Origin of the sequence: Vibrio sp. 99K-1, from assembly GCF_013114585.1 — a bacterium.
Taxonomy (GTDB): domain Bacteria; phylum Pseudomonadota; class Gammaproteobacteria; order Enterobacterales; family Vibrionaceae; genus Vibrio; species Vibrio chagasii_B.
On record NZ_VTXF01000033.1, the window covers coordinates 1 to 23,306 of the forward strand.

General features: G+C 45.0%; 24 protein-coding genes and 1 tRNA gene. 6 read left to right on the forward strand and 19 right to left on the reverse strand.

The genetic code is table 11. The features are described 5' to 3' along the window. Nucleotides 1-162: 162 nt before the first annotated feature. The 3 genes from F0228_RS21405 to F0228_RS21415 all read right to left on the reverse strand — a co-directional run bounded on the left by F0228_RS21405 (nucleotide 163) and on the right by F0228_RS21415 (nucleotide 1,663). Nucleotides 163-684, reverse strand: a complete 522-nt coding sequence (locus F0228_RS21405; protein ID WP_171731234.1) for an NADPH-dependent FMN reductase — start codon at nucleotides 682-684, stop codon at nucleotides 163-165. 175 nt (nucleotides 685-859) lie between these two features. Next, complete coding sequence (locus F0228_RS21410) at nucleotides 860-1,123, reverse strand: YfcL family protein (RefSeq protein ID WP_004737967.1); 264 nt, start codon at nucleotides 1,121-1,123, stop codon at nucleotides 860-862. A gap of 9 nt (nucleotides 1,124-1,132) precedes the next feature. Beyond that, a complete protein-coding gene (locus tag F0228_RS21415) occupies nucleotides 1,133-1,663 on the reverse strand; it encodes an elongation factor P hydroxylase (protein ID WP_061033725.1) in 531 nt (176 codons plus the stop codon). A gap of 299 nt (nucleotides 1,664-1,962) precedes the next feature. Between F0228_RS21415 and F0228_RS21420 the strand changes: the two genes are divergently transcribed. Then, nucleotides 1,963-2,586 carry a trimeric intracellular cation channel family protein gene (locus tag F0228_RS21420; RefSeq protein WP_171731235.1) on the forward strand — a complete coding sequence of 208 codons (624 nt, stop codon included), beginning with the start codon at nucleotides 1,963-1,965 and terminating at the stop codon, nucleotides 2,584-2,586. A 71-nt stretch (nucleotides 2,587-2,657) separates the two neighbouring features. Here the strand turns inward: F0228_RS21420 and aroC are convergent, their stop codons facing one another. Next, nucleotides 2,658-3,743, reverse strand: a complete 1,086-nt coding sequence (gene aroC / locus F0228_RS21425; RefSeq protein ID WP_116872061.1) for a chorismate synthase — start codon at nucleotides 3,741-3,743, stop codon at nucleotides 2,658-2,660. A gap of 268 nt (nucleotides 3,744-4,011) precedes the next feature. Continuing rightward, nucleotides 4,012-4,088 (reverse strand) — tRNA-Arg (locus F0228_RS21430). 211 nt (nucleotides 4,089-4,299) lie between these two features. On the opposite strand from F0228_RS21430, the gene folD reads away from it, so the two are divergent. Further along, the gene (folD, locus tag F0228_RS21435) at nucleotides 4,300-5,157 is read left to right on the forward strand and encodes a bifunctional methylenetetrahydrofolate dehydrogenase/methenyltetrahydrofolate cyclohydrolase FolD (RefSeq protein WP_008221243.1); all 858 of its coding nucleotides are present in this window, start codon (nucleotides 4,300-4,302) and stop codon (nucleotides 5,155-5,157) included. Between the two features lie 76 nt (nucleotides 5,158-5,233). Here folD and F0228_RS21440 read toward each other — a convergent pair whose 3' ends face one another. The 5 genes from F0228_RS21440 to F0228_RS21460 form a co-directional block, all read right to left on the reverse strand. Next, entirely contained in the window at nucleotides 5,234-7,048 is a 1,815-nt protein-coding gene (locus F0228_RS21440; protein WP_171731236.1) for a sodium:proton antiporter, read from the reverse strand. A 194-nt stretch (nucleotides 7,049-7,242) separates the two neighbouring features. Then, nucleotides 7,243-8,442, reverse strand: a complete 1,200-nt coding sequence (locus F0228_RS21445) for a NupC/NupG family nucleoside CNT transporter (RefSeq protein ID WP_008221236.1) — start codon at nucleotides 8,440-8,442, stop codon at nucleotides 7,243-7,245. Between the two features lie 205 nt (nucleotides 8,443-8,647). After that, on the reverse strand, nucleotides 8,648-9,568 hold the full coding sequence (locus F0228_RS21450; RefSeq protein WP_080566522.1) for a LysR family transcriptional regulator: 921 nt from the start codon (nucleotides 9,566-9,568) through the stop codon (nucleotides 8,648-8,650). Between the two features lie 152 nt (nucleotides 9,569-9,720). Beyond that, nucleotides 9,721-10,719 carry a lytic murein transglycosylase gene (locus F0228_RS21455; RefSeq protein ID WP_116871776.1) on the reverse strand — a complete coding sequence of 333 codons (999 nt, stop codon included), beginning with the start codon at nucleotides 10,717-10,719 and terminating at the stop codon, nucleotides 9,721-9,723. Between the two features lie 30 nt (nucleotides 10,720-10,749). Continuing rightward, on the reverse strand, nucleotides 10,750-11,040 hold the full coding sequence (locus tag F0228_RS21460) for a YcgL domain-containing protein (protein WP_004737952.1): 291 nt from the start codon (nucleotides 11,038-11,040) through the stop codon (nucleotides 10,750-10,752). A gap of 220 nt (nucleotides 11,041-11,260) precedes the next feature. Between F0228_RS21460 and minC the strand changes: the two genes are divergently transcribed. The 3 genes from minC to minE are packed head-to-tail and all read left to right on the forward strand — an operon-like array spanning nucleotide 11,261 to nucleotide 13,027. Next, nucleotides 11,261-11,923, forward strand: a complete 663-nt coding sequence (minC, locus tag F0228_RS21465; RefSeq protein WP_061033720.1) for a septum site-determining protein MinC — start codon at nucleotides 11,261-11,263, stop codon at nucleotides 11,921-11,923. A gap of 21 nt (nucleotides 11,924-11,944) precedes the next feature. Continuing rightward, a complete protein-coding gene (gene minD, locus F0228_RS21470) occupies nucleotides 11,945-12,757 on the forward strand; it encodes a septum site-determining protein MinD (protein ID WP_008221225.1) in 813 nt (270 codons plus the stop codon). A 6-nt stretch (nucleotides 12,758-12,763) separates the two neighbouring features. Further along, nucleotides 12,764-13,027: a cell division topological specificity factor MinE gene (gene minE, locus F0228_RS21475; protein ID WP_004737949.1), complete on the forward strand. Its 264-nt coding sequence runs from the start codon at nucleotides 12,764-12,766 to the stop codon at nucleotides 13,025-13,027. Between the two features lie 86 nt (nucleotides 13,028-13,113). On the opposite strand, the gene rnd is transcribed toward minE, so the two are convergent. The 8 genes from rnd to F0228_RS21515 form a co-directional block, all read right to left on the reverse strand. Then, on the reverse strand, nucleotides 13,114-14,232 hold the full coding sequence (gene rnd, locus F0228_RS21480) for a ribonuclease D (RefSeq protein WP_061033719.1): 1,119 nt from the start codon (nucleotides 14,230-14,232) through the stop codon (nucleotides 13,114-13,116). A gap of 131 nt (nucleotides 14,233-14,363) precedes the next feature. Then, nucleotides 14,364-16,058, reverse strand: a complete 1,695-nt coding sequence (fadD, locus tag F0228_RS21485; RefSeq protein ID WP_116871775.1) for a long-chain-fatty-acid--CoA ligase FadD — start codon at nucleotides 16,056-16,058, stop codon at nucleotides 14,364-14,366. A gap of 106 nt (nucleotides 16,059-16,164) precedes the next feature. After that, nucleotides 16,165-17,016 carry an alpha/beta hydrolase gene (locus F0228_RS21490; RefSeq protein ID WP_171731237.1) on the reverse strand — a complete coding sequence of 284 codons (852 nt, stop codon included), beginning with the start codon at nucleotides 17,014-17,016 and terminating at the stop codon, nucleotides 16,165-16,167. 49 nt (nucleotides 17,017-17,065) lie between these two features. Beyond that, nucleotides 17,066-17,626, reverse strand: coding sequence for a Slp family lipoprotein (locus F0228_RS21495; RefSeq protein ID WP_061033716.1), 561 nt, complete (start codon nucleotides 17,624-17,626; stop codon nucleotides 17,066-17,068). Nucleotides 17,627-17,661: 35 nt separating this feature from the next. After that, nucleotides 17,662-17,967 (reverse strand): hypothetical protein, encoded by a 306-nt coding sequence (locus F0228_RS21500; RefSeq protein WP_004737940.1) that lies wholly within the window; start codon nucleotides 17,965-17,967, stop codon nucleotides 17,662-17,664. Between the two features lie 73 nt (nucleotides 17,968-18,040). Then, complete coding sequence (gene tsaB, locus F0228_RS21505; RefSeq protein ID WP_171731238.1) at nucleotides 18,041-18,742, reverse strand: tRNA (adenosine(37)-N6)-threonylcarbamoyltransferase complex dimerization subunit type 1 TsaB; 702 nt, start codon at nucleotides 18,740-18,742, stop codon at nucleotides 18,041-18,043. A gap of 59 nt (nucleotides 18,743-18,801) precedes the next feature. Continuing rightward, nucleotides 18,802-20,730, reverse strand: coding sequence for an ATP-dependent DNA helicase (locus F0228_RS21510; protein ID WP_008221210.1), 1,929 nt, complete (start codon nucleotides 20,728-20,730; stop codon nucleotides 18,802-18,804). 161 nt (nucleotides 20,731-20,891) lie between these two features. After that, on the reverse strand, nucleotides 20,892-21,092 hold the full coding sequence (locus F0228_RS21515) for a hypothetical protein (protein WP_061033712.1): 201 nt from the start codon (nucleotides 21,090-21,092) through the stop codon (nucleotides 20,892-20,894). A 282-nt stretch (nucleotides 21,093-21,374) separates the two neighbouring features. On the opposite strand from F0228_RS21515, the gene purU reads away from it, so the two are divergent. Beyond that, nucleotides 21,375-22,208 (forward strand): formyltetrahydrofolate deformylase, encoded by an 834-nt coding sequence (purU, locus tag F0228_RS21520; RefSeq protein ID WP_008221206.1) that lies wholly within the window; start codon nucleotides 21,375-21,377, stop codon nucleotides 22,206-22,208. 286 nt (nucleotides 22,209-22,494) lie between these two features. Here purU and F0228_RS21525 read toward each other — a convergent pair whose 3' ends face one another. Continuing rightward, nucleotides 22,495-23,091 carry a VOC family protein gene (locus tag F0228_RS21525; protein ID WP_061033711.1) on the reverse strand — a complete coding sequence of 199 codons (597 nt, stop codon included), beginning with the start codon at nucleotides 23,089-23,091 and terminating at the stop codon, nucleotides 22,495-22,497. Nucleotides 23,092-23,306: the final 215 nt, after the last annotated feature.

The window sequence follows — 23,306 nt, forward strand, 5'->3', positions numbered from 1 at the left end:
AAGGCCTGACTCCGATAGAATATCGAACTCAGGCCTTGAAAGCCGCTTAACAGAAATGTCCAACTTTACGGGGTCACTTCAGTGATAGGTATCTCTCGGGCTTTTTTCTCTGTGGTATTAAGTCCGCGGAACTCAATCAACACACTTAAGCATTGAATAAAATTACAGCTTAGCGATAGCGTCTTTAATTTGTTGTGCGATCTCTTCGTTGCTGATAGAACCAGATTCAAAGTCGAAGTTATCGTAGAAGCTTGGTACAGAAACAGAGGCCTTTACGTTGCCGCCAAAGTAAGGTGCCGAGCCTGTCGCCGCGCCCAGTACTGTTTGTGCCCCACCAGGGCCAGGAGAAGTCGCTAGGTAAACCGCAGGCTTTTCGCCAAATACTGAACGCTCAATGCGTGTCGCCCAATCAAATAGGTTTTTATACGCTGCTGGGTAATGTCCGTTGTGTTCTGCGAAAGAGATAACAAATGCGTCCGCTTCTGCTAGGTCACGCAAAAATGCTTGCGCGCCTTCTGCTTGGCCGATCTCTTTTTCAGTGTCTTCACTGAACATAGGAACGTTATAATCAGTGATGTTGAGAACTTTTACGTCAGCACCTTCAATCAAGTTAGCTGCGTAAGTTGCTAGTGCTTTGTTGATAGAAGTAGAGCTTGTGCTTGCGCCGAATGCGATAACTTTCATGATATAACCCTTTCTGTAATCTCGTTAAGTGGGATTAGAATAACGTAGTCAGAAAATGGCACCATCACAAGGATTGAACAGACTCATTCAAAAATTTCGAATGAGTCTCAAAATATTCACTGCTCAGCAAAATGGAAAGGAAGGGACTGAGCAGACGATGATAAATAACCCGCGATTAAGCTTGGTTTTGCAGCTCAACCCAAAGGTCATTCACAATGGTGCGATCTGCAGGTGTGAGTTCAGAGCGAGCATCATCTAGGCTCTTCTCAATGCGCGCTTTCACTTCTGCTAAATCTTCAATGCCTTCTTCTTCACATGAAGCCACTGAAAGAGAAATATGACCACGTAAGTAACCACCCGCAAACAGTTCGTCATCTGATGCGTTTTCAATGCGAGCATCAATTACTTCAAGTAGTTTTTCTTCAAATTCGATAATCATAATATTCTCTTATTTCACAATAAACTGGCTAGCACACAGAGGTTCTACATCGTAGAAGTCGCGCAACGCTTCAGAAAGCATTTTGACTCTTGGTGGAAGACCAACTTCTAGGATACCCATGACTTCGTTGTGTACTTTATTCATAAAGGCCAAACGATCTGGCTCAAAATCGCCGTGTAGATTGTCACAGCTAACATTAAAAGGAAAGCCTGCACTGGTTGCAATGATCCATTCATACGCTTGCGGGCGGATTTCTACCTTTTCAAACTCAGCTTGAACCGCTTCTGTTCGACCATCTGGCTCATACCAATAACCAAAATCTTCCAATAAACGACGCTCAGGACCCGCTACACACCAGTGCGCGATCTCGTGCAGTGCAGAGGCATAAAACCCGCGAGCAAACACGATACGATGGTGAGGAACCTGCTCATCGGCTGGTAGATAAATAGGCTCATCTTCACCCAGTTCGAGTTTAGTATTGAAGCTATCGAAAAAGGTTTGGTTGAAAATATTGATGATATCTGGATATTGGTGCGTCATAGAATCAAATTAAAGTAAAAAGAACAGGCGCATTTTGCGTTTTTTTGCGCGCACGGTAAAGCCCTATTAGGGGTAATGACATTCGCAATATCGTTGTCCTAGAGGTGGACAATCGATTGCAGCATCCAGATTACACCACTTTTAGGTGAATGATTAGTTTAGCTAATCTGAAATGCTCATTCACGGTACAAATATTCATTCGTCAATCACCTGTTTTACTACTACACTCGCGCTTCATTTTTATATCTCCAAGGCCTATAAGACTCCAATTTATAGACCTAAATAATAGAGCTACAGCAATGCTACTAAGTGTTTTGTATATCATTGGCATCACGGCAGAAGCCATGACCGGTGCTCTCAGTGCTGGTAAACAAAAAATGGATTGGTTTGGTGTAATGTTGGTTGCCAGCGCAACGGCGATTGGCGGTGGTACAGTGCGAGACATCTTGCTTGGTCACTACCCGTTAGGTTGGGTTGAGAACCCTGAATTTCTTGCGATTACTTGTGTGGCAGGCGTTGTCACAACAGGCCTAGCTAATTGGGTTATTAAACTTAAAGGTTTGTTCATTCGCTTAGATGCGCTAGGTCTGATTGTATTCAGTATCATAGGCACTAAAGTGGCGATGAACATGGGCCTTCACCCAATGATCTGTATGGTATCAGCACTGGTTACTGGTGTATTTGGTGGTTTGCTGCGTGATCTTATCTGTCGTCAAACACCGCTGGTGCTGCATGAAGAGCTTTACGCCTCTATCGCATTGATTGCTTCAGGCTTATACCTAGGCTTACTCGAGTTTGGCATTAACGATGTCACTGCAACGATTGTGACACTTGTGGTGGGTTACTTGCTGCGTATGGCAGCTGTGAGATTCAAATGGCGCTTGCCTTCATTCCAGCTTGATCCTGAAAGCTCTGTGCATTAACAACGAATACCACTAGAAAACAAAAAGGGTTGCTCCAACAGGAAGCAACCCTTTTTTCATTCACTCAATCGTTAGATTTGAGGAGTATTCGTCGTTACGCCATGGTTCTGACCACGATGGCGTAATAGATGATCAAGTAGAACAATCGCTAGCATCGCTTCTGCAATTGGCACCGCACGAATACCAACACATGGATCGTGACGACCTTTAGTGATGAGCTGCGTCGCTTCGCCATCTTTAGTGATAGTGTCACCCGGTACCGTAATGCTTGATGTTGGCTTAAGCGCAATGCTTGCCACAATATCTTGGCCAGTAGAGATACCACCTAAGATACCGCCAGCATGGTTGCTAGCGAAGCCTTCTGGCGTTAATGGATCACGGTGTTCGCTACCGCGTTGATTAACCACATCAAAGCCATCACCAATCTCAACGCCTTTCACAGCGTTAATGCTCATTAGTGCGTGCGCGATATCAGCATCTAAGCGATCAAAGATCGGCTCACCAAGGCCTACAGGCACTTTAGTCGCGACCACTTGAATCTTCGCACCGATCGAGTTGCCTTCTTTTAGTAGGTCACGAATCAGTTGGTCAAACTCAGGTACTTTATCTGCATCAGGGCAGAAGAAAGCGTTGTTTTCAATCTCGTTCCAATCCACTTTATCAATTGAGATATCGCCCATTTGAGAAAGGTAAGCTTGGATTTCAACACCAAATTCTTGTTTTAGGTATTTCTTTGCAATCGCACCAGCCGCAACACGCATTGCAGTTTCACGAGCTGAAGAACGACCACCACCACGGTAATCACGCACACCGTACTTTTGATGGTACGTGTAATCAGCGTGGCCTGGGCGGAATTTGTCTTTAATTTCGGAATAGTCTTTAGAGCGTTGGTCTGTATTTTCAATCAATAGACCAATAGAAGTACCCGTAGTTTGGCCTTCAAATACACCTGATAAAATCTTTACTTCATCTGCTTCACGGCGAGCCGTTGTATAGCGAGAAGTACCAGGGCGACGACGGTCCAAATCTTTTTGAAGGTCTGCTTCGGTAATTTCTAATCCTGGTGGGCACCCATCTACGATACATCCTAGTGCGATACCGTGACTTTCTCCGAACGTGGTCACGCGGAAATGTTGTCCGATACTGTTTCCTGCCATTACTTCCTCTAAATCAGCCATCAGCAGAAGGTTTGATTCCTAAACCCGCTGGTGAACAGCTTTACTTGTCTATTCTTCGTGAATTCATAGTGGCTTTATTACCAAATGATGTAAACCCCAAAAAAGGAACAATTTTAACTTTCTATTACATGAGCCGAACGAAATGAATAAGAGAAGGAAATAACTGGAGCTTTAAAAGAAGTGTTTTATGATGGATGAAATGCAAAAAACCCGACAACTCAGAGAGCTATCGGGTTTCTTTAAATAATGGCACGCCCTGAAGGATTCGAACCTTCGACCACATCCTTAGAAGGGACGTGCTCTATCCAGCTGAGCTAAGGGCGCGCTACAGGAAGGAATTATACGAATTCGAATCATGAAAGCAACGGCTTTATGTAACATTCTGATCTAAGTGAGTAAAAAAAGGGCAACAAACATATAAGTGTTGGAAAATAGAGCAAAGCAATCGTTTGCTTGATGGTAATCAAAAAGATTTTCTGGAATAATGCGCCAAAAACATCAGCCACTAACTTGAATATCAATACTAAGGAAATTCATGACTGCTCAAAATATTGATGGAAAGCTAATTTCTCAAACGGTTCGCTCCGAAGTTGCTGCACGTGTAAAAGCTCGTACTGAAGCTGGATTACGCGCTCCGGGCCTAGCGGTTGTTTTAGTGGGTGAAGACCCTGCTTCTCAGGTTTACGTTGGTAGTAAGCGTAAAGCGTGTGAAGAAGTTGGCTTCGTATCTAAATCTTACGATTTGCCAGCCACTGCAACAGAAGATGAACTGTTAAACCTAGTAGACCAACTAAACCAAGACCCAGAGATCGACGGTATTCTGGTTCAACTGCCTCTACCTGCTGGTATCGATAGCACTCACGTTCTTGAGCGCATCACACCAGAGAAAGACGTTGATGGCTTCCACCCATACAATGTCGGCCGTTTGGCTCAACGTATGCCTAAGCTTCGCTCTTGTACGCCAAAAGGTATCATCACGCTGCTTGACCGTTACAACATCGATTTACGTGGCAAGCACGCGGTTGTTGTTGGCGCTTCAAACATCGTAGGCCGCCCAATGACTCTAGAACTGCTTCTAGCGGGTTGTACGACGACGACATGCCACCGTTTTACCAAAGACCTTGAAGGCCACGTACGTCAAGCAGACGTTGTTGTGGTTGCTGTAGGTAAGCCTAACTTCATTCCTGGTGCATGGATTAAGAAAGGTGCAGTTGTGGTCGATGTTGGTATCAACCGTTTAGAATCTGGCAAGCTAGTCGGTGACGTTGAATACGATGTCGCGAAAGAGAGCGCAAGCTTCATCACACCTGTACCGGGTGGTGTTGGCCCAATGACAGTGGCGAGCTTAATCGAAAATACGATGATCGCTTGCGAGCAGTTTCACTCGAAGTAATCTGTAACGCAGTATAAATTAAATGAGAAAGCCGCAACGTGAAAAACGTTGCGGCTTTTTTGATAAAGAACACTTACTACTTATCTGGAGCCTCGAGTTTCTCAACCGGCTCTGAAGGCGGCAGTAAACTGATGATCTCACACTCTGTCGATATCAGCTTTTCCAAGTCAGCCCCTTGAGTAATTAAACGGAAATCACCGCCATTGATAACTCCAAGTAAAATCGCTTTAGGATACAAAGCATTAAACTCATTCAGATCAAATGCCTCTGTCAGCCCTGTACTCTTAATTTGACTGCCTTGAGCCATTAACGAATTAAGCTTGGAGTAGGTCACGCCTTCCTCAAATAGACTTCGGTTGCCATCTCGACTCACTTGGTGTCTCTCGTGCTTGCTTTCTGGTGACTCAAGCTCAAAAACCTTATTGGCACCAAACTCGTCTTGATAATGCATGCTGACTAACGGGTTAGTTTGGCGATAAGGTGAGACAATCATCGCTCGCCCTATCCCATCCAGTTCCAAATTGTTTTCCGCGTGACTGGAAGCTGGGTTACCAAAGTAGACATTCAAGCTATCCATACGCGCCAAGCGAATACTCTCCCAGTTGGTATCCGCAAGCACACTATTGATGTTATGAGTCGCGAGCACCTTGGCAAACTGTCTTGCGAAGTGGGTGGCACCAAAGAAGATAACCCCTTGCGCTTTCTCTTGAGTGACACCTAGCCTTCTCGCCCACCAACTTGCGGTTAAACTCTGAATAACAACCGTGCCGATAATGACCAAGAACACCATGGGCACTAGCAGATCTGCCCCATCAATCAATTGCTTCTCTTGAAGTTTGATCGCAAACAGAGAAGAAACCGCTGCAGCCACGATCCCGCGCGGCGCCATCCAGCTCAAAAACCATTTATCTGCAGAACTAAGATCCGTGCCGATCCCGCTGATCCACACACTTAACGGGCGAGCCACCAGCATAACCACCGCTAACAACCCTATACCGCCCCAACCTATCGACAGGAACGCGCCCGAATCGAGCCGACTGGCTAACAAAATAAACAGCGCAGAAATGAGCAGCACAGTCAGAGTTTCCTTGAATTCGATGATGTCTTCGATATCCAAGCCTTTCACATTGGCAAGCCAGATCCCCATGATGGTCACGGTTAACAAGCCCGACTCTTCACTCAAGTCATTAGAAAACGAGAACGCCGCCAACATTAACGTCAGCACTGCCACATTACGCAAATAGTGTGGCACCCAATGCCCTTGCAGCATCTTGGCAATCAAATGGCCACCGATGATCCCTAAGCTTAAACCAATAGCCAAAGTCAGCCCAAGCGCAAACAACACGTGACCGGTAGGGTCGGCTGAAGAGACAATGTATTCGTAAACCAGAACCGCAAACAGAGCGCCTATTGGGTCAATCACAATACCTTCCCAGCGCAAAATGCTGCCAAGAGAAGCTTTGGGCTGAATACTACGCAGCATAGGCACAATCACTGTCGGGCCCGTCACCACTACCAAGGCTCCAAATAGCGCTGCTAATGGCCAACTAAAGTTAACAAAGTAATAAGCACCGACCACGATACACGCCCATGTAATCAGCATGCCGACACTCACTAGATGAGTCACCATGCGACCATGGCCTCTGATCTCCTTGAAATTAAGCGTCAATGCGCCTTCAAACAGAATAATGGCAACACCTAATGAAATCAGCGGAAATAGCACTTCGCCAAAAATGGCATCTGGGTTAAGGACATTTAAACCGGGGCCCAATAGCAGGCCGACAATGAGAAGAGGGAGAATAGCGGGAAGACGCAAACGCCAGCCAAGCAGTTGACAGGCTAAAGACAAGAGTCCAATTAGCGCCAAAGAAGAAGTAATCGACAAATCCATTTATGCCCCTAAATAATTTGTGCCACACCCTGTGATACAAATCTATTTGCTAAAACAAGAAAGCCTACGTCATTAAACTATAGGCTCTCTTTTTCATGCTGACCGAATATTATTGTGATTAATCAGTCACTTTACTATAGGGGAAATAAAGTGACTGACTCATCCACTCGGTGCTTAATGATAAAACTAGATACTTACAGTGAAAGTACCACGCCAGCAATCGCGGCACTCATTAGGTTAGCAAACACACCTGCACAAATCGCTTTAAAGCCGTATTGTGAGATGAAAGAGCGACGCTCTGGTACCAAGCTACCTAAGCCACCGATAAGAATCGCCATGGTAGAGATGTTGGCAAAACCACACAGTGCGAAGGTAACGATCGCTTGAGAATGCTCGCTAAGTACCTCTTTCGCGTCCATTAACTGGATGAAAGCGACAAACTCGTTCACAACGATCTTGTTACCTATCAGTGAGCCTGCAACGATAGCCTCAGACCACGGCACACCGATCAGCCATGCAACGGGTGCGAACACATAGCCTAGGATAAGCTCGAAGCTTAGGTTTACGCCAAACCAGCCCCCAACAATACCTAGCAAGCCATTCAGCATTGCAATCACACTGATAAAGGCAAGAAGTGTCGCACCCACCGCAACGGCAATACGAAGTCCAGACATAGCCCCATCTGCCATTGCCTCAACTACGTTTGTTGCTCGTGGAATTTCAACATCAGACTCAATGTTTTCTTGAACATCGTCAGCACTACCTGGTACTAAGATTTTAGCCATCAACAAACCTGCCGGTGCAGACATGAATGCCGCTGCGATCAGATAGTTTAGGTCTACACCTAGTGACGCATAACCAACAAGCGTACCACCAGCAACAGATGCCAAACCACATACCATCACTGCGAACAGTTGTGAATCCGTCATGTGTTTCAAGTAAGGCTTAACCACCAACGGTGCTTCAATCATGCCAACGAAGATATTTGCTGTCGCAGACAGGGATTCTGCACGGCCTGTGCCCAAGAACTTCTGCAGCGCGCCACCGATAAGGTTGATCACTTTTGGCATAAAACCTATGTGGTACAAACCAGAGATAAGCGCAGAGAAAAAGATAATAATGCCCAGAACGTTAATCGCGAAAACGAAACCGTTGTTCGTAAGGCCACCAAATAGGAAGTTAATCCCTTCTTGACCGTAGTTGATCAAGCTAGATACCGCACCAGTGGCTGCATTCAACGCTTCTTTACCCATTGGTACATATAGAACCAATAGCGCGAATGAGATTTGTAGTAAGAAAGCCAGAGAGACTGTTCTTAGTGGAATATTTTTTCTGTCCGTAGATAGTAACCAAGCGGCAACTAAAATAGTAATAATTCCAAGTAGCGAAGCCATGTGCGTCAACCTAAAAGTTGTAGTTAGGAAAGGCGACGCATTCTATAGAGGAAATCGTTTGCGGCAAGCGGCGGTTGTTAATGTGATGTTGGGGTAATCACTCTTGAGCAATGATTTTAATTAAGTTATTGAATTTTAATAATTAACTTTGATTAAAAAGCGTACTTTTTCCATATGGAAATTATATTTATAGATTTGGAAACAGTTAACGATGCAGTTCAACGCAAGTTTTTAGGTTTTCATCCCAGTAGGTTGGCGATCCGATATGATCTTTTATGAACTCAATCACCGCAGAAAGCTTCTTCGGCATGTTCTTTCGACTCGGATACACAGCATAGAATGGCATCAGCTGACTCGCTCTCCATTCCGGCAAGACTTGGATTAATTTGCCCGTTCTGAACTCTTCCTTCACTAAGTAAGTGGCCAAGTAAGCCACGCCCCACCCGGATACCGCTGCGTCTCGAACTGCCTCAGCTAAATCCACCGAGTAATCCCCGGCCACTTTAACACTAAGGTTCTCTTGTCCGTTATCAAACGCCCACGATGTGTAGTCTCGCTCTCGGCTGCGATAGATAAGACAGTTGTGGTCAATCAAATCAGACGGTACGTGTGGTGTCCCGGCTTTAATCAGGTAATCGGGCGATGCTGCTACCACAAACTGGCTATCAGCTAATCGCTGCGCAATGTACCCCTCTGGCAAGTCTTCATTATTGGTGATCCAAAGATCTAAACGCTCTTCAATCATGTCCACTTTGTAATCGAACAGGTGGACTTCGATTCTCAACTGAGGATAAAGCTGTCTGAGCTCATCAATCGCAGGAATAATATGTAAGGTGCCAAATGACTGCGACAGCCCAACACGCAGTATTCCTGAGATATCGTCACGCTGGCTGTCCATATCCATTTGAGCCGCTTTTACCGTGTTAAACAGTTGCTCACAGTGCTGATAGAATACTTCCCCCGCTTCCGTTAGCGTTAGGCTACGTGTGGTTCTTTGTACTAGCTTGATTCCAATGGAGTCTTCGAGCAAAGCAACTTGCTTACTGATATGAGACACCGAAACGTTCAAGCTTTTTGCAGCACTGGTAAAGCCATCATGCTTAATTAATGCATGGAATATCACCATCTGTGCAGCTCTATCTGTTAGCACAAGACCACCTTATTAAAACTCTAAAATATAAAATCAAAAAGGACTCCGAAGAGTCCTTTAGTTCGTTCTGCCTATGGTAGGCCAAATGCTATCAAAGCAAGTCATACCGATTAATACAATTAGGTCGACTAATCAAACTTGATTCTGTCTGCTAGATGGCTAACCGCCAAAGCAAAGTAGTAAGAACGATTCCACTTCATTAACACATTGTAGTTGTTGTAAACGAGGTAAGAACGACCCGCTTCGTCATCTGGCATGATTAACCAAGCTTTAATGTCTTCATCAAGGCTAGGTAATGGGCGATCGTCATAACGCTTAATACCAAGTTCAGACCACTCTTTTAGGTATTTCGCTTTGTCTTCAGAACGACCTTGCAAATCAATAGACACCGTTGATGGTACGTGAACCTGACGGCCCCAAGTGTACTTGTCGTCCCAACCGGATTGGCTCAGATAATTCGCCGCCGAGGCAAATACATCTTCTTCCGTACCCCAGATATCTTTCTTACCATCGCCATTGCCATCAGCGGCATACGCTAAGAATGAGCTAGGCATAAACTGAGGTTGACCCATAGCACCAGCCCAAGAGCCTTTCATCTCTTTTGGTGTGATATGGCCTTGGTCAAGAATAGTTAACGCCGCCATCGCTTCACTGCGGAAAAACGCTTCTCTGCGCCCTTCGTAAGCCATAGTTGTTAAAGCATCGATAACGCTGTAATTACCGGTGAATTTACCGAAGTTACTCTCAACGCCCCATAAAGCGACAATGAATCGCGGCTGAACACCATATTCATCACCAATGCGCTTTAACGCTTTGTAATGCTTCTTATACAGTGATCTTGCTTGCTTCACTTTCCAATCTGGCACTGCTCGTGGAATATACTCATCCAGAGTCAGTTTCTTTTCAGGTTGGTTTTTATCCGCTTTGACCGCTCTTGGCTTAAACGTTACACCATCAAAGGCTTCATCAATGATCGCTTCAGAAATGCCTTCTTCACGGCCTTGTTGCTTTAGTTTTTCTACATATTGCTCAAAGCTCAGTTCTTGAGCCTGTACTGAGCCAATGGTCAGGCTATTACCTAAAAGTAATGCCGACACCGCCAATATGCTTTTCGAAAATTTACTCAACGATCACTCCTCCCTGAATTGAGATAGTTATCACTCTTCGTCTTGATTGTTTTGCTGAGCTTTGCGCTCTTTGTACAGCTCAAGTTCGTTTACTGGTGGAGGCGGAACTTGCAAAAAGAAACCATCGGTGTTCAGTGATTCTCTCACTTTATCGATGTTCACTTGAGCCAGTTTGCGACCGTCCATTTTAATTACCATTACAAAACTAGGTTTACCAAACATTTGCATCAATGCGTCAGGAACTTGTGAAAAATCATCCTTCTTCGGGATATAAAGGTATGTTCCTTCTTTCTTTGAGCTTTTATATATAGAACACAGCATGACAAACCTTTTTAATTGATTATGACTACAAAACTCTCACATGCGAGATCAATAGTTTATGTTAGGGAAATATTGGGAACAAAACGTCCATTTGACAACAAGATTACTTGCTGTGCTTGGTTTGGGAATATAACATGATAAACCTAGTTTCAGGCAATGCCCTTTATTTTATTCATAAAGAAATTGTACCAATTCGCTATTGAGGTCCTGTAGTTTTTCGATGTCTAGTAATCCAGATCTAAAAGGTAGCAGCTTTACGCTATCTGTTTTGCACTTATCCGATGATCAAGTCGAAAATGCAGTCTCTTTTCTTCAAGAGAAGGTAGACCAAGCGCCCACTTTTTTTGCTGCCGCACCTGTGGTTATCAACATCAGTAAAGTGGCTGGCGATATCGACTTCGTAAAACTCAAAGATGGTATCTCTCAAGCGGGTATGATTCCGGTTGGCGTCGCTGGCTGTTCTGACAAACGTATGCAAAACCTCGCGAGGGAAGCTGGCTTTGCAGTAATGACAGCAAGTAAGTCTCCATCGCAAGCGCCTGCTAAGATGGCACCAATTAAAGTGGTTCGAACCCCAATTCGTTCTGGTCAGCAGGTATACGCAAAAGATGGCGACCTATTAATCCTAAGCCACGTAAGTGCAGGTGCAGAAGTGATTGCCGATGGCAGCATCCATATTCATGGCACGTTACGCGGCCGCGCGATTGCGGGCGCAAGTGGTCAAACTGAAGCAAAAATAATTTGTAATGATTTACAAGCCGAGTTGGTTTCTATTGCAGGAAATTACTGGCTCAGCGATCAAATTGAAAGCGAGTACTGGCAGAAGAAAACCATGTTCAGTATGGCAAACGATGTATTACACGTTGACGTCCTCGCAATATAAGAGAAATAAAAGGAAAAAATAATGGCACGCATTATCGTTGTAACGTCAGGTAAAGGCGGGGTAGGCAAAACGACCTCTAGTGCAGCTATTGCCTCTGGTCTGGCTCTAAAAGGAAAGAAAACCGCAGTTATCGACTTTGATATCGGTCTGCGTAACCTGGATTTAATCATGGGTTGTGAGCGTCGTGTTGTTTACGACTTCGTTAACGTTATCAATGGTGAAGCAACGCTTAACCAAGCGATGATCAAAGATAAGCGCACAGAAAACCTATTCATTCTCCCTGCTTCTCAAACTCGTGATAAAGATGCACTAACCAAAGACGGTGTTCGTCGCGTATTTGATGAACTGGATGAGATGGGCTTTGATTTCATCATCTGTGATTCTCCAGCGGGTATCGAGCAAGGCGCTCTAATGGCGTTGTACTTTGCTGATGAAGCAATTGTAACGACCAACCCTGAAGTCTCTTCTGTACGCGACTCAGACCGTATTCTAGGTATTCTTGACTCTAAATCTCGTCGTTCAGAGGACGGCTTGGAGCCTGTGAAAACTCACCTTCTACTGACTCGCTACAACCCAGCTCGCGTAAATCAAGGCGAGATGCTGAGTGTTGAAGATGTTGAAGAGATCCTACACATTTCTCTACTGGGCGTAATCCCTGAGAGCCAAGCGGTACTGAACGCATCGAACAAAGGTGTTCCAGTGATCTTTGACGAAGCAACCGACGCAGGTATGGCTTACAATGATACTGTAGAGCGACTACTAGGTAGCCAAGTTGACTTCCGCTTCTTAACGGAACAGAAGAAAGGCATCTTCAAACGACTGTTCGGGGGCTAATACGCAATGTCATTACTAGAGTTTTTCAGACCACAGAAGAAGACCACTGCAAACCTAGCCAAAGAGCGTTTGCAAATCATTGTTGCAGAACGACGCAGCCATGACGACCCAGCGCCGTCTTACCTGCCGCAACTAAAAGAAGACATCTTGAAGTGTATTGCTAAGTACGTAGAAGTGGATCCATCAATGGTTGACCTTACGTTCGAACACAAAGATGACGATATCTCAGTATTAGAGCTGAACGTTAAACTGCCTGAAGACGATAAGTAATCATCACTATCTCGTCAGCAGATTGATTAAAAAAGAGAGCCTAGGCTCTCTTTTTTGTGTCTGCGTTTTGTTCTTAAACAGTTTGGCTATTTGATTGCTTTATTCAGCCTCTCGCCAACCAGATCTAAACGCCAACCTTGCATCACATCCGGCAGTTTTTCTGGATTACGATCGTGCTTCCAAACCCAACTCAACATTTGGTTTAGTTGCTTCTTCGATGCCAAAAATTCAGTCGCTAGGCCACTGTGTTGCGAAGCGGTTTTCACTTCATCTTTCAACACTTTAAAGACTTGCTTATAGCCCGGGTAGTCCATCAAGCGTTCAACTGGTGCTGGGTACTCTTCTTCTGGCGTGTGTTCCGCTAACTTAACGATTGAGCTGATCTTCGCGCCATGACGACGTACAGAGCGGAAATCAAAACCTTCTTCTTCCATACGCTTCGGATTCTTAATCGCAAAACGCGCGACAGCCCAAAGATCTTGTTCTTTAAAGATAAAGTTCAATGCGAGATCGCGCTTAATCGCTTCTTTCAAACGCCACGTTGCAAGTGGTCTTAAGATAGCAAGTTGCTGTGGCTTCAGTTGCCATGCGCCTTTGATATCAAGGTAAGCCGTGTCTGGGTTTACTTTGCGGATACGCTTAGCTACTTGTAAGTCAGACTCTTGTTGCGCCGCTTCCCACCAGCCCGCTTCCATCACTTTCTCAAGAAGCTTATTGTACATAGGCATTAGGTAATGAACGTCTGCTGCCGCGTAGTCGAGTTGCTTTTGAGAAAGCGGACGCGCCAGCCAATCGGTACGAGATTCACTCTTATCTAAATCCACACCAACAAACTCTGAAACCAAAGCAGCAAAGCCTGTTGATAAGCCATGCCCTAAGAACGCAGCCATGATTTGAGTATCGACCATTGGGGTTGGTGTACAATCAAATGCGTTCTGGAATACTTCTAAATCTTCACCGCATGCGTGTAACACTTTCAGTACTGAAGCGTCTTTCAATAGCCCAACGAACGGTGTCATTTCATCAAGAGCAATAGGGTCAATCAGAGACAGCGTTTCGCCGTCAAATAACTGAATCAAGCCTAATTGAGGGTAATAGGTTCTTGTACGAACAAACTCCGTATCAAGCATAACGACATCGGCTTCACGTGCTTGTTGGCAAACTCGCTCAAGATCTTTCAATTGAGTAATGATTTGATAATCCACAAAAACTCTCACTGGTTTCTATTTGATCGCCGGATACAAAAATGCCGACATTAACTGTCGGCATTCTAACACCATTTTATCACGCTCGCTTAGATTAAGCGTTTCAATGGTTTCAGGAGGACCTGTGTTCGTTACTCACTCGCGCGTTTAGCAAGCTCAGCATCGTTCTCTTCACGTAGTACACGACGTAAGATCTTGCCTACATTGGTCTTTGGAAGGTCTTCTCTAAACTCAACCAGTTTAGGCACTTTGTAACCCGTTAGGTGTTCACGACAGTGCGCAATAATGTCTTCTTTAGTCAGGCTAGGGTCGCGCTTCACAACGTAGATCTTCACCAGTTCACCAGATACTTCATGAGGTTGACCGATAGCCGCTACTTCAAGCACTTGGCCGTGTAGCGCCACTACGTCTTCAATCTCATTCGGGTAAACGTTAAAGCCAGACACAAGAATCATGTCTTTCTTACGGTCAACAATGTGCAGCAAACCTTCGTCATCAAACTTAACAATGTCACCCGTCGATAACCAACCGTCTTGGTCAATCACTTCTTTGGTCGCTTCTGGACGTTGCCAGTAACCTTGCATCACTTGAGGGCCACGAACTTGCAGCTCACCTACTTGGTCATTAGCAACCACGTTACCTTCGTCGTCAATGATACGTACATCCGTAGACGGAACTGGCAAGCCGATTGCACCAGTGTAGTCTTTTAGGTCGTATGGGTTACCTGTTACCAGTGGTGAACACTCGGTTAAGCCATAGCCTTCTAACAAGTGAATGCCTGTCGCTTTCTTCCATTGCTCAGCGACAGCGCGTTGAACCGCCATACCACCACCAACAGAGAGACGCAGATTACTGAAGTCTAATTCATGGAAGTCTTCGTTGTTTACTAATGCATTAAACAGTGTGTTTACACCGGTAATTGCAGTAAACGGAACCTTTTGCAGTTCTTTAATGAAGCCAGGAATATCACGAGGGTTAGTGATAAGGAGGTTACGACCACCCATCTCCACAAACAGCAAGCAGTTCACTGTCAGTGCAAACACGTGATAAAGCGGCAGTGCTGTGACCACCAACTCTCGGCCTTCTTGCAGAACAGGACCATACGCCCCTTTCGCTTGAAGTACGTTCGCGATCATATTGCGGTGCGTTAGGATTGCCCCCTTCGCAACACCTGTTGTACCACCAGTGTACTGCAGGAAGGCAATGTCATCACCTGCCATAAACGGCTTCACATATTGAAGACGACGGCCTTTGTGCAGCGCTTTTCTGAATGAGATAGCACCCGGTAGATCGTATTTAGGAACCATGCCTTTCACGTATTTCACAACGAAGTCGACAATAGTACCTTTTGCACGAGGGAGCATTTGACCTAGGCTAGTAAGTACAACGTGTTTAACTGGAGTGTTGTCGACCACTTTTTCTAGCGTGCTAGCAAAGTTTGAAACAATAACGATCGCCTTTGCACCAGAATCGTTCAACTGATGCTCTAACTCACGAGGTGTGTACAGTGGGTTGACGTTCACTGCGATCATACCAGCGCGCAATACACCAAAGAGTGCAATTGGGTATTGCAGCAAGTTTGGCATCATCAGTGCAACGCGATCGCCCTTCTTCAGCTTCAAATCATTCTGCAGGTAAGCAGCAAAAGCACGACTGCGCTCTTCAAGCTTACGGAATGTCATTACTGAGCCCATGTTCTCAAATGCTGGTTGGTCTGCGTACTTCTGTACCGACTGTTCAAACATTTCAACAAGAGATGGGTACTGATCTGGGTTGATCGTCTCTGGTACGTCACTTGGATAACGTGAAAGCCAAGGTTTATCCACTATGTTACTCCTCGTTTATCAGCTGACGACTGCTTCGCCGCTTTTTATCATTGCGGTATTACAGCACAGCTTTAGTGCATGAGCACTAAAAGGCTCAAACACTTGTTTAAATTTTGTTAACTAAACCAAGAATTAGCTCTGAAACTAGCTCTGGGCTCTCTAAATGACAATGATGTCCGCCGGGAACAGTCTCTATAATTAGAGGACTATGGGCTGATTTGTAGCGATTATGCTGCAAATGTCTAAATCCATCATTGCCTAATATTATTAATTGAGGGCATTCAATAGCCGCCATAATCGCTTCAGCATGCGCCTGTGACATTCGATATAAAGAGTCACATTTTAGGTTAGGGTCGCATCGCCATTGCCAGGAGTCGTCTAACTCGGCAATACCTCGCTCTACAATAGGAGCTATAAGTTCGGCATTGATTTGGTTGGCGTGTGCTCTCAGCTTAATAGCATCCTCTAGACTTGATAAAGGACGTGAAGGCTTTCTCCGCTGTCGAAGACGACTGAGTACCCCATCTCTTAGACGAGAGACCGTTTCTTGGGGAGCTTCAGAAAGAGGTCCGTGACCTTCAATTTGAATTAATCCTGACACCTTTTCAGGAAAGGCGGCACTATAGCAACTTGCTATCAATGCACCAAGTGAATGTCCTACTAGCACCAGTCTGTTTGGCGATAATTTAGTCACAAGCTGATGTAAATCATCGATATAGTCATGAAATGGGTAGTAACTTCCCGACTTATGCGACGAAAGACCATGACCAAAGAGGTCAATCGCAATCAGATGACAATCGGGTAATCTGGTTTGTAGGTTGGCAATAACAGAAGAAAAACTCGCAGAATTATCTAACCACCCATGAATAAAAACGACCGTCGTAACGGTCGTTTCTGGATTGCCCATCTGCTGTGTGGCAAGCGTCCCGCTCGCAAGGGAGTATGACTTTTCAATCATCAAACATCTCATTCCATCTGACTGTACAATCTAGGCCTAGCAAAGTGAGCTACTCTACGTCCTGTATAACTCGACCGTGCCTTGGCATCGTTTGGAAGCTACGGCAATGTAGGCTTCTGCACGAATAGTAGGTTGGTGCGAAATCGTTAACAACAACACGTTCCGTAATGTTCCACAGTCGTTGGTTATCTACCTTCATCACTGGGAAGGTGTAAGGGTACTCGCCGATTTTGCCATCTTCACTACCGTCTGATTGACCAACTAGCGTAATCAAACGGCCTTCAGCAAAGCTTAACGGCTCAACGTATCCTTCAATATAACCGACAAAGCGCCCACTCGGTTCGGCATCGAGATCTGGCTTACCATTGCTTGAAATTGGCATGTTAGCAACTTCAATTCGAGTTCTGTCTTTTAAGTTGGTCACTTTTGAAATCACGCCACCTAACCGAACACTTTTAGCGTCTGGTAATTGGTCAACCCATTGCTGGTAGTCGCTGATAACAGGCTCTGATTTTGCTTCAAGCTCGCTAGGAAGTGATGAACACCCTGCAAGCACCAAGATACCAATAGAAAGGGCAATTAAGCGTATTTTAGATAAGTAATTAGGCATGGTTCTGGTCCTTAAACAGGCATTAATAAATCGCTTTAGATATAGATATCGACACCGATAAGCTTTGCAAGTTCTTCTTTTTTCGCCTGGTTCATTACATCCATGTATTCTTCCATAGCCTTACGTCCTCGGCCTTCTGGAAGATCATACTGGATTTGAGCCTTGTGTAACTCAGACTCTTTAACTTGACGAATAGAATGAGAGACAGCATTGGCCACTTTGGTTGGCTGCCCAACCGCCGTGCTAGCATCAGATTTTTTTGCCTGCTCCTTCTTTTTAACTCGATTTGGCTTAGACGTATTGCCTATCGAAGAAGGAGGTAAGTTATTAATTGATACCATGACTAAATATCTGCCCTCTCAAATCTAAATAATACGCATTTAGATCAAATTTGCATCAGAACCTTGTAAAAAATTACTCGCGACCTGGCAGCTTCTTCCACGTCACTTTATCACGCAGATAAACTGGCTCAGACTCTTCCGCAGCAACCGCTTTACCCTCTGCGTAAGCGAATTGAGCTAGGAACGCCATATCTTGAGCTTCTGGGAATAGCACTTCACACGCTTTGGTGTTAATCGCTAGTGTATCCATATGCTCGGCGTAAGCTTCCCAACCAGTACCCACTTTTGCCCATGTTTCAGAGTCAGCTTCAAGCTGCGCAGCCAATTCACTTGGCGGTGTAACACACTCAGCATCAACCGCAGTCCAACGACCGTCTTGTTCACGGCTGTAACGAGCCCAATAAACTTCACTCATACGCGCATCAATAGCGGTTGCTACCTGAGTTTCACCAAATTTACGGTAGCTGCCTTGCGCCATCGCGGCCAATGTAGAGACACCGATCATTGGTAAATCTGCACCAAAAGCCAAGCCTTGAGCAATACCAATACCAATACGTACGCCCGTGAAACTTCCTGGACCTTGACCAAACGCGATAGCATCAATATCGGTTAAAGCGATATTCGCTTCTTTCAGTACTTCATCAACCATAGGTAGAATTTTTTTCGTATGGTCTCGAGGTGCCTCTTCGCTACGAGCGAACACCTGGTCACCAATTACTAATGCAACTGAACAGTTTTCAGTTGCGGTATCTACTGCAAGAATTTTCGCGCTCATTTGTGTCTCAAATATTCGTTATCTAATCTAAAAATAATGGCTAAGCTCAACAATGCCAGTTACTCGGCAGCGGTTGAATGGTCTTTAGCTAAGAATTCTTTAATGACCCCTAAGTCACGTGTACGAGGGATAGGCGGTAAACTCGCCAAAAAGATGCCACCGTAATCGCGAGTCACCAATCGGTTATCGCAAATAATCAAAGCACCATTATCACGCTTATCACGTATCAATCGGCCGACACCTTGTTTCAAGGTAATCACAGCGTCTGGCAACTGTACTTGTGCAAAAGGATCACCCCCTTTTAACTTACAGTCCTCAATGCGAGCCTTAAGTAAAGGGTCATCAGGAGCCGTAAAGGGCAATTTATCGATGATAACACAGCTTAATGCATCGCCCCTAACATCTATCCCTTCCCAGAAAGCGCCTGTCGCCACCAGCAAGGCATTACCCAATTCCATGAACTCGGCTAAGGTTTTTTGCTTACTTGTCTCACCTTGTAATAGAACTGGAACCGTCAGGGTTTCTCGGAATCGCTCGCCCAACTCTTTCATCATGCTGTGTGAGGTGCACAGAAAGAAACAGCGGCCTTGGTTTTGCTCAATTACCGGTGTCAGCATACGAACCAGTTTATCGGCTAAGCCCGGGCTATTCGGTTCTGGAAGGTAACGAGGCACACATAAACGCGCTTGATTCGGATAATCGAATGGGCTCGGCAGTGAAAACTGAGCCGACGGTTTTAGTCCCAAGCGCGAGGTAAAGTGATCAAAATCGTCCGATACCGCCAAGGTTGCTGAGGTAAACACCCAAGCGCCCGGCTTCAGCTCAATCTGCTCGTGAAATTTGTCAGCAACTGAAAGCGGCGTAATGTGCAAAGCAAAGTGGCGCGGTGTGGTGTCATACCAATACGAATAACCGGTAATCGAGACATCACATACACGCTCAATGCGTGACTTAATCATGTTTGCACGCTCAAAAGCGGTATCCAATAGTTGGCTTCGTCCGAGTGCTAATTTCAATACATCGACGGCCAGCTGCAGTGCATCTTGCAGGCGAACTAACTCTCTGGCGATCGACTCTGATTTTAGCGCCTCGCGCCAGTTACCACGAAACCCCGTATCACCCAGCACGATTCTTAAATCAGATGAGGACTGAACCAGCCTATCACCGACCTTTTGCAATTGGCGCATGTCTTTCGCTTCGGTACGATAGCCAATCTCAATGTCTTTGGCGAGCTCGTGAATTTGTCGACTCGATACAGACTGACCAAAATATTGGCTCGCAATGTCGGGAAGTTGATGCGCTTCATCGAAGATAAACACATCTGCCTCAGGGATAAGCTCACCGAATCCGGTTTCTTTGATCGCCAAATCCGCTAAGAACAAGTGGTGGTTTACGACCACCACATCAGAATCCATCGCTTTTTTACGCGCTTTCAGTACGAAGCAATCGGTATAACTTGGACACTCTTTGCCCAAGCAATTGTCGTTGGTCGAGGTAATCGTTGGGATTACAGGGCTATCTTCCGCAATATCATCACAATCACCCAAATCACCGGTTTGCGTGGATGACGACCAGCTACGAACTTTGACTAACTGAGCGAGCAGCGTTGGATCCGTATGAGTACCATGACTTTCGATCATTTGGCGGCTCAGCCTATCCAAACACAAATAGTTTGAACGGCCCTTGAGCAAAGCAACTTGACCATGAAAGCCAAGGGCATCGGTCATCAAAGGCAGATCACGGTGGAACAGCTGTTCTTGAAGGTTTTTAGACCCCGTACTAATAATGGTTTTCTTACCACTAAGCAGTGCCGGTACAAGATAAGCAAATGTCTTACCGGTACCCGTCCCTGCTTCTACCACCAATTGGCTCTGTTGCTGAATGGCCTGTGAAACTGCTTCAGCCATGTCTAACTGAGCTTGTCTTGGTTGAAAGCCTGGGATTGCTTTACCCAGTGCGCCATCAGCAGAAAACGTTTTAGATATCATAGAGTACGAAGTTTAGAAAAAGTGAAGGCGAATTATGGCAGGTTTAGTGAGCCGGCGCGAATCAAGAATGACTTCGCACCGGAGGTGTCTGGGTTGTTTCAAATGATTTAGAGAACAGAAATGAAAATCGAGATTGCTATTTTAGCTTAAAGGTTAATTGCTTATTTTCGATTGAGATAACGAGATAGCCAAGGAGCACCCTCAAATTCATTATCATTTGGCTGTATGGCTTTTACTGCATCGCTTGGCGGGGTTTTGCTTTCCCACATTTCATCGAGAACATTTCCATCTAGCTCTGTGCTGCCAGCCAGTGAACTCACTCGTTTGCAGTACAGTTTTTTTGCTAGTAACTCTTTATCCATAAGTATCACCTCTATTTTTGGCCAAGGCTAAAATGCCTCGGTTGAAGTTCAAATGCGTACTACGGTCAAAACTTTAAAAATGAAGCTTCTGCCTGTTTTTCTATCTGAAAACTGATATTTCGACATCAAACAATTTATCAAAGCGATAAATGAGCAGCAGAATTTGTTGAAACCAAATTGATAATAGATTAATTATAACGGTGATATTGCGGCTCAGTTCACCGTTCGACGGCCTGTATTTAATTTGAAGAATAAAAAATATTTCATGGAAGTAAGATGCAAATGGAAAGAAAAACATTACTAACACATTGTACTGATGCCCCAGGCCTCATCTCAAAGATCACCAACATTTGTTACAAGCACCAACTCAATATTGTTCACAATAACGAGTTCGTAGATAACACCAGTGGTCACTTCTTTATGCGCACAGAGCTTGAAGGGTATTTCAATGATGAAACCTTTCTAGCAGACCTAGACCAAGCCCTGCCAGAAAACGCGAAACGTAAGCTCGTTGGCTCTTCTCGCAAACGTGTGGTTATTCTCGTGACGAAAGAAGCACACTGCCTTGGCGACATTCTCATGAAGAACTTCGATGGTAGCTTAGACGTTGAAATCGCAGCGGTTGTCGGTAACTACGATATTCTACAAAGCCTAACCGAGCGTTTTGATATCCCTTATCATCATGTTTCACACGAAGGTCTGAACCGTGAAGAGCATGAGCAAAAAATGCTGGAAGTGATTGACCAATACGAGGCTGATTACCTTGTTTTGGCTAAGTACATGCGAGTGCTTACTCCGGGATTTGTTGAAAAGTACAACCACAAGATCATCAATATTCACCACAGCTTCTTGCCTGCATTCATCGGTGCGAAACCCTACCAACAAGCCTATGAGCGTGGCGTAAAGATCATTGGTGCAACGGCGCACTTCGTGACAAACGATTTAGATGAAGGCCCAATCATTAAGCAAGACGTTATCCCTGTCGATCACAACTTCAGTGCGAAAGACATGGCGCAAGCGGGTCGTGACGTAGAGAAGAATGTTCTAAGTAAGGCGCTAAACAAGGTGATCAATGATCACGTGTTTGTTTACGGCAACAAGACTGTCATTCTGTAGGTTCGACACCTATTAGAACCCAATAAAAAACGCGTAATAGGATCGCCCCATTACGCGTTTTTTGTATCTGGTTATCGAGTCCGTTGTTAGAGATTCCCGACTACGCTCCTTCGTCGCTATCGGGAATGACGGTGTTCAATCATCGGCTCTCTATCTAGATACTTTTATATTTTAAAAGCGCTCTCGATAGTTAGCAGACCCACACAGCAACTAACCGACTAAATCCGTCATTCCGACGAGCCTAAGCGAGATCAGGAATCTCGCCCCTTTAAACTATCGACTAAAACTAAGCTTGCTCTGATTCTACAATCTTCTTCAACGAATGTGGGTGCAGCTTGATACAAATCCCTTGATGCTTAAATGCAACGGTTGGGTTGTTCAAACGCTCACCCTCACCTTTCGGGCTAGACAGCTTGATCTTAACACCTTGCTCAGCCAGCGTTTCAAAGTTAGCAGCGAACTGCGGGTAAGTGTCTTTCAGATCCGCTAAGTACTCGTCAGCCGTTTGAGCATGAGACGGAATCACGAACTCAACGTGTTCCCAATCTTGGCTCGGGTAAATCTTGCCTTCTGCGGGGTATGGTAACTCTAAACACTCAATGCTCCAGCCACGGCTTTGCAAAGGTTCATCAAAAGCAATAACAACAATTGGACGACCATTGATCATCGCTTGTGAAATCGTAGAGCCGAATTCAGACCATGCTTGATGCGCCGCTTTCGCTAATTCCGTTTCATTGATTCTTAGCGCGATATGATCCGCTTGAGCAAAACTCAGATCCAAACCCAGTACGTTACCTAGGTTCTCAATTTTCGCCATAAACGTATCAAGGCGGGTGATCATTTGTTGCGGTTCTAATTCAGCTTGCTTGAGGCTCATCGTCATTGTCTGTGTTCTCCAAATATTGGCTGCATGGTATCAGTTTTGCTTTGTTCAACAAGCGCCGCGTATACAAAAAGACAGCCGATAAGCACGTTGGCTCACATTCCTAAATACACAAACGCTGAATGGCGAAAATTGATTGTCAAAAACCCCTCAGGAAATGTTAATTTTCTATCAATTCGACCTATAAGAAACCGCACAAAATTGGTATGATTACT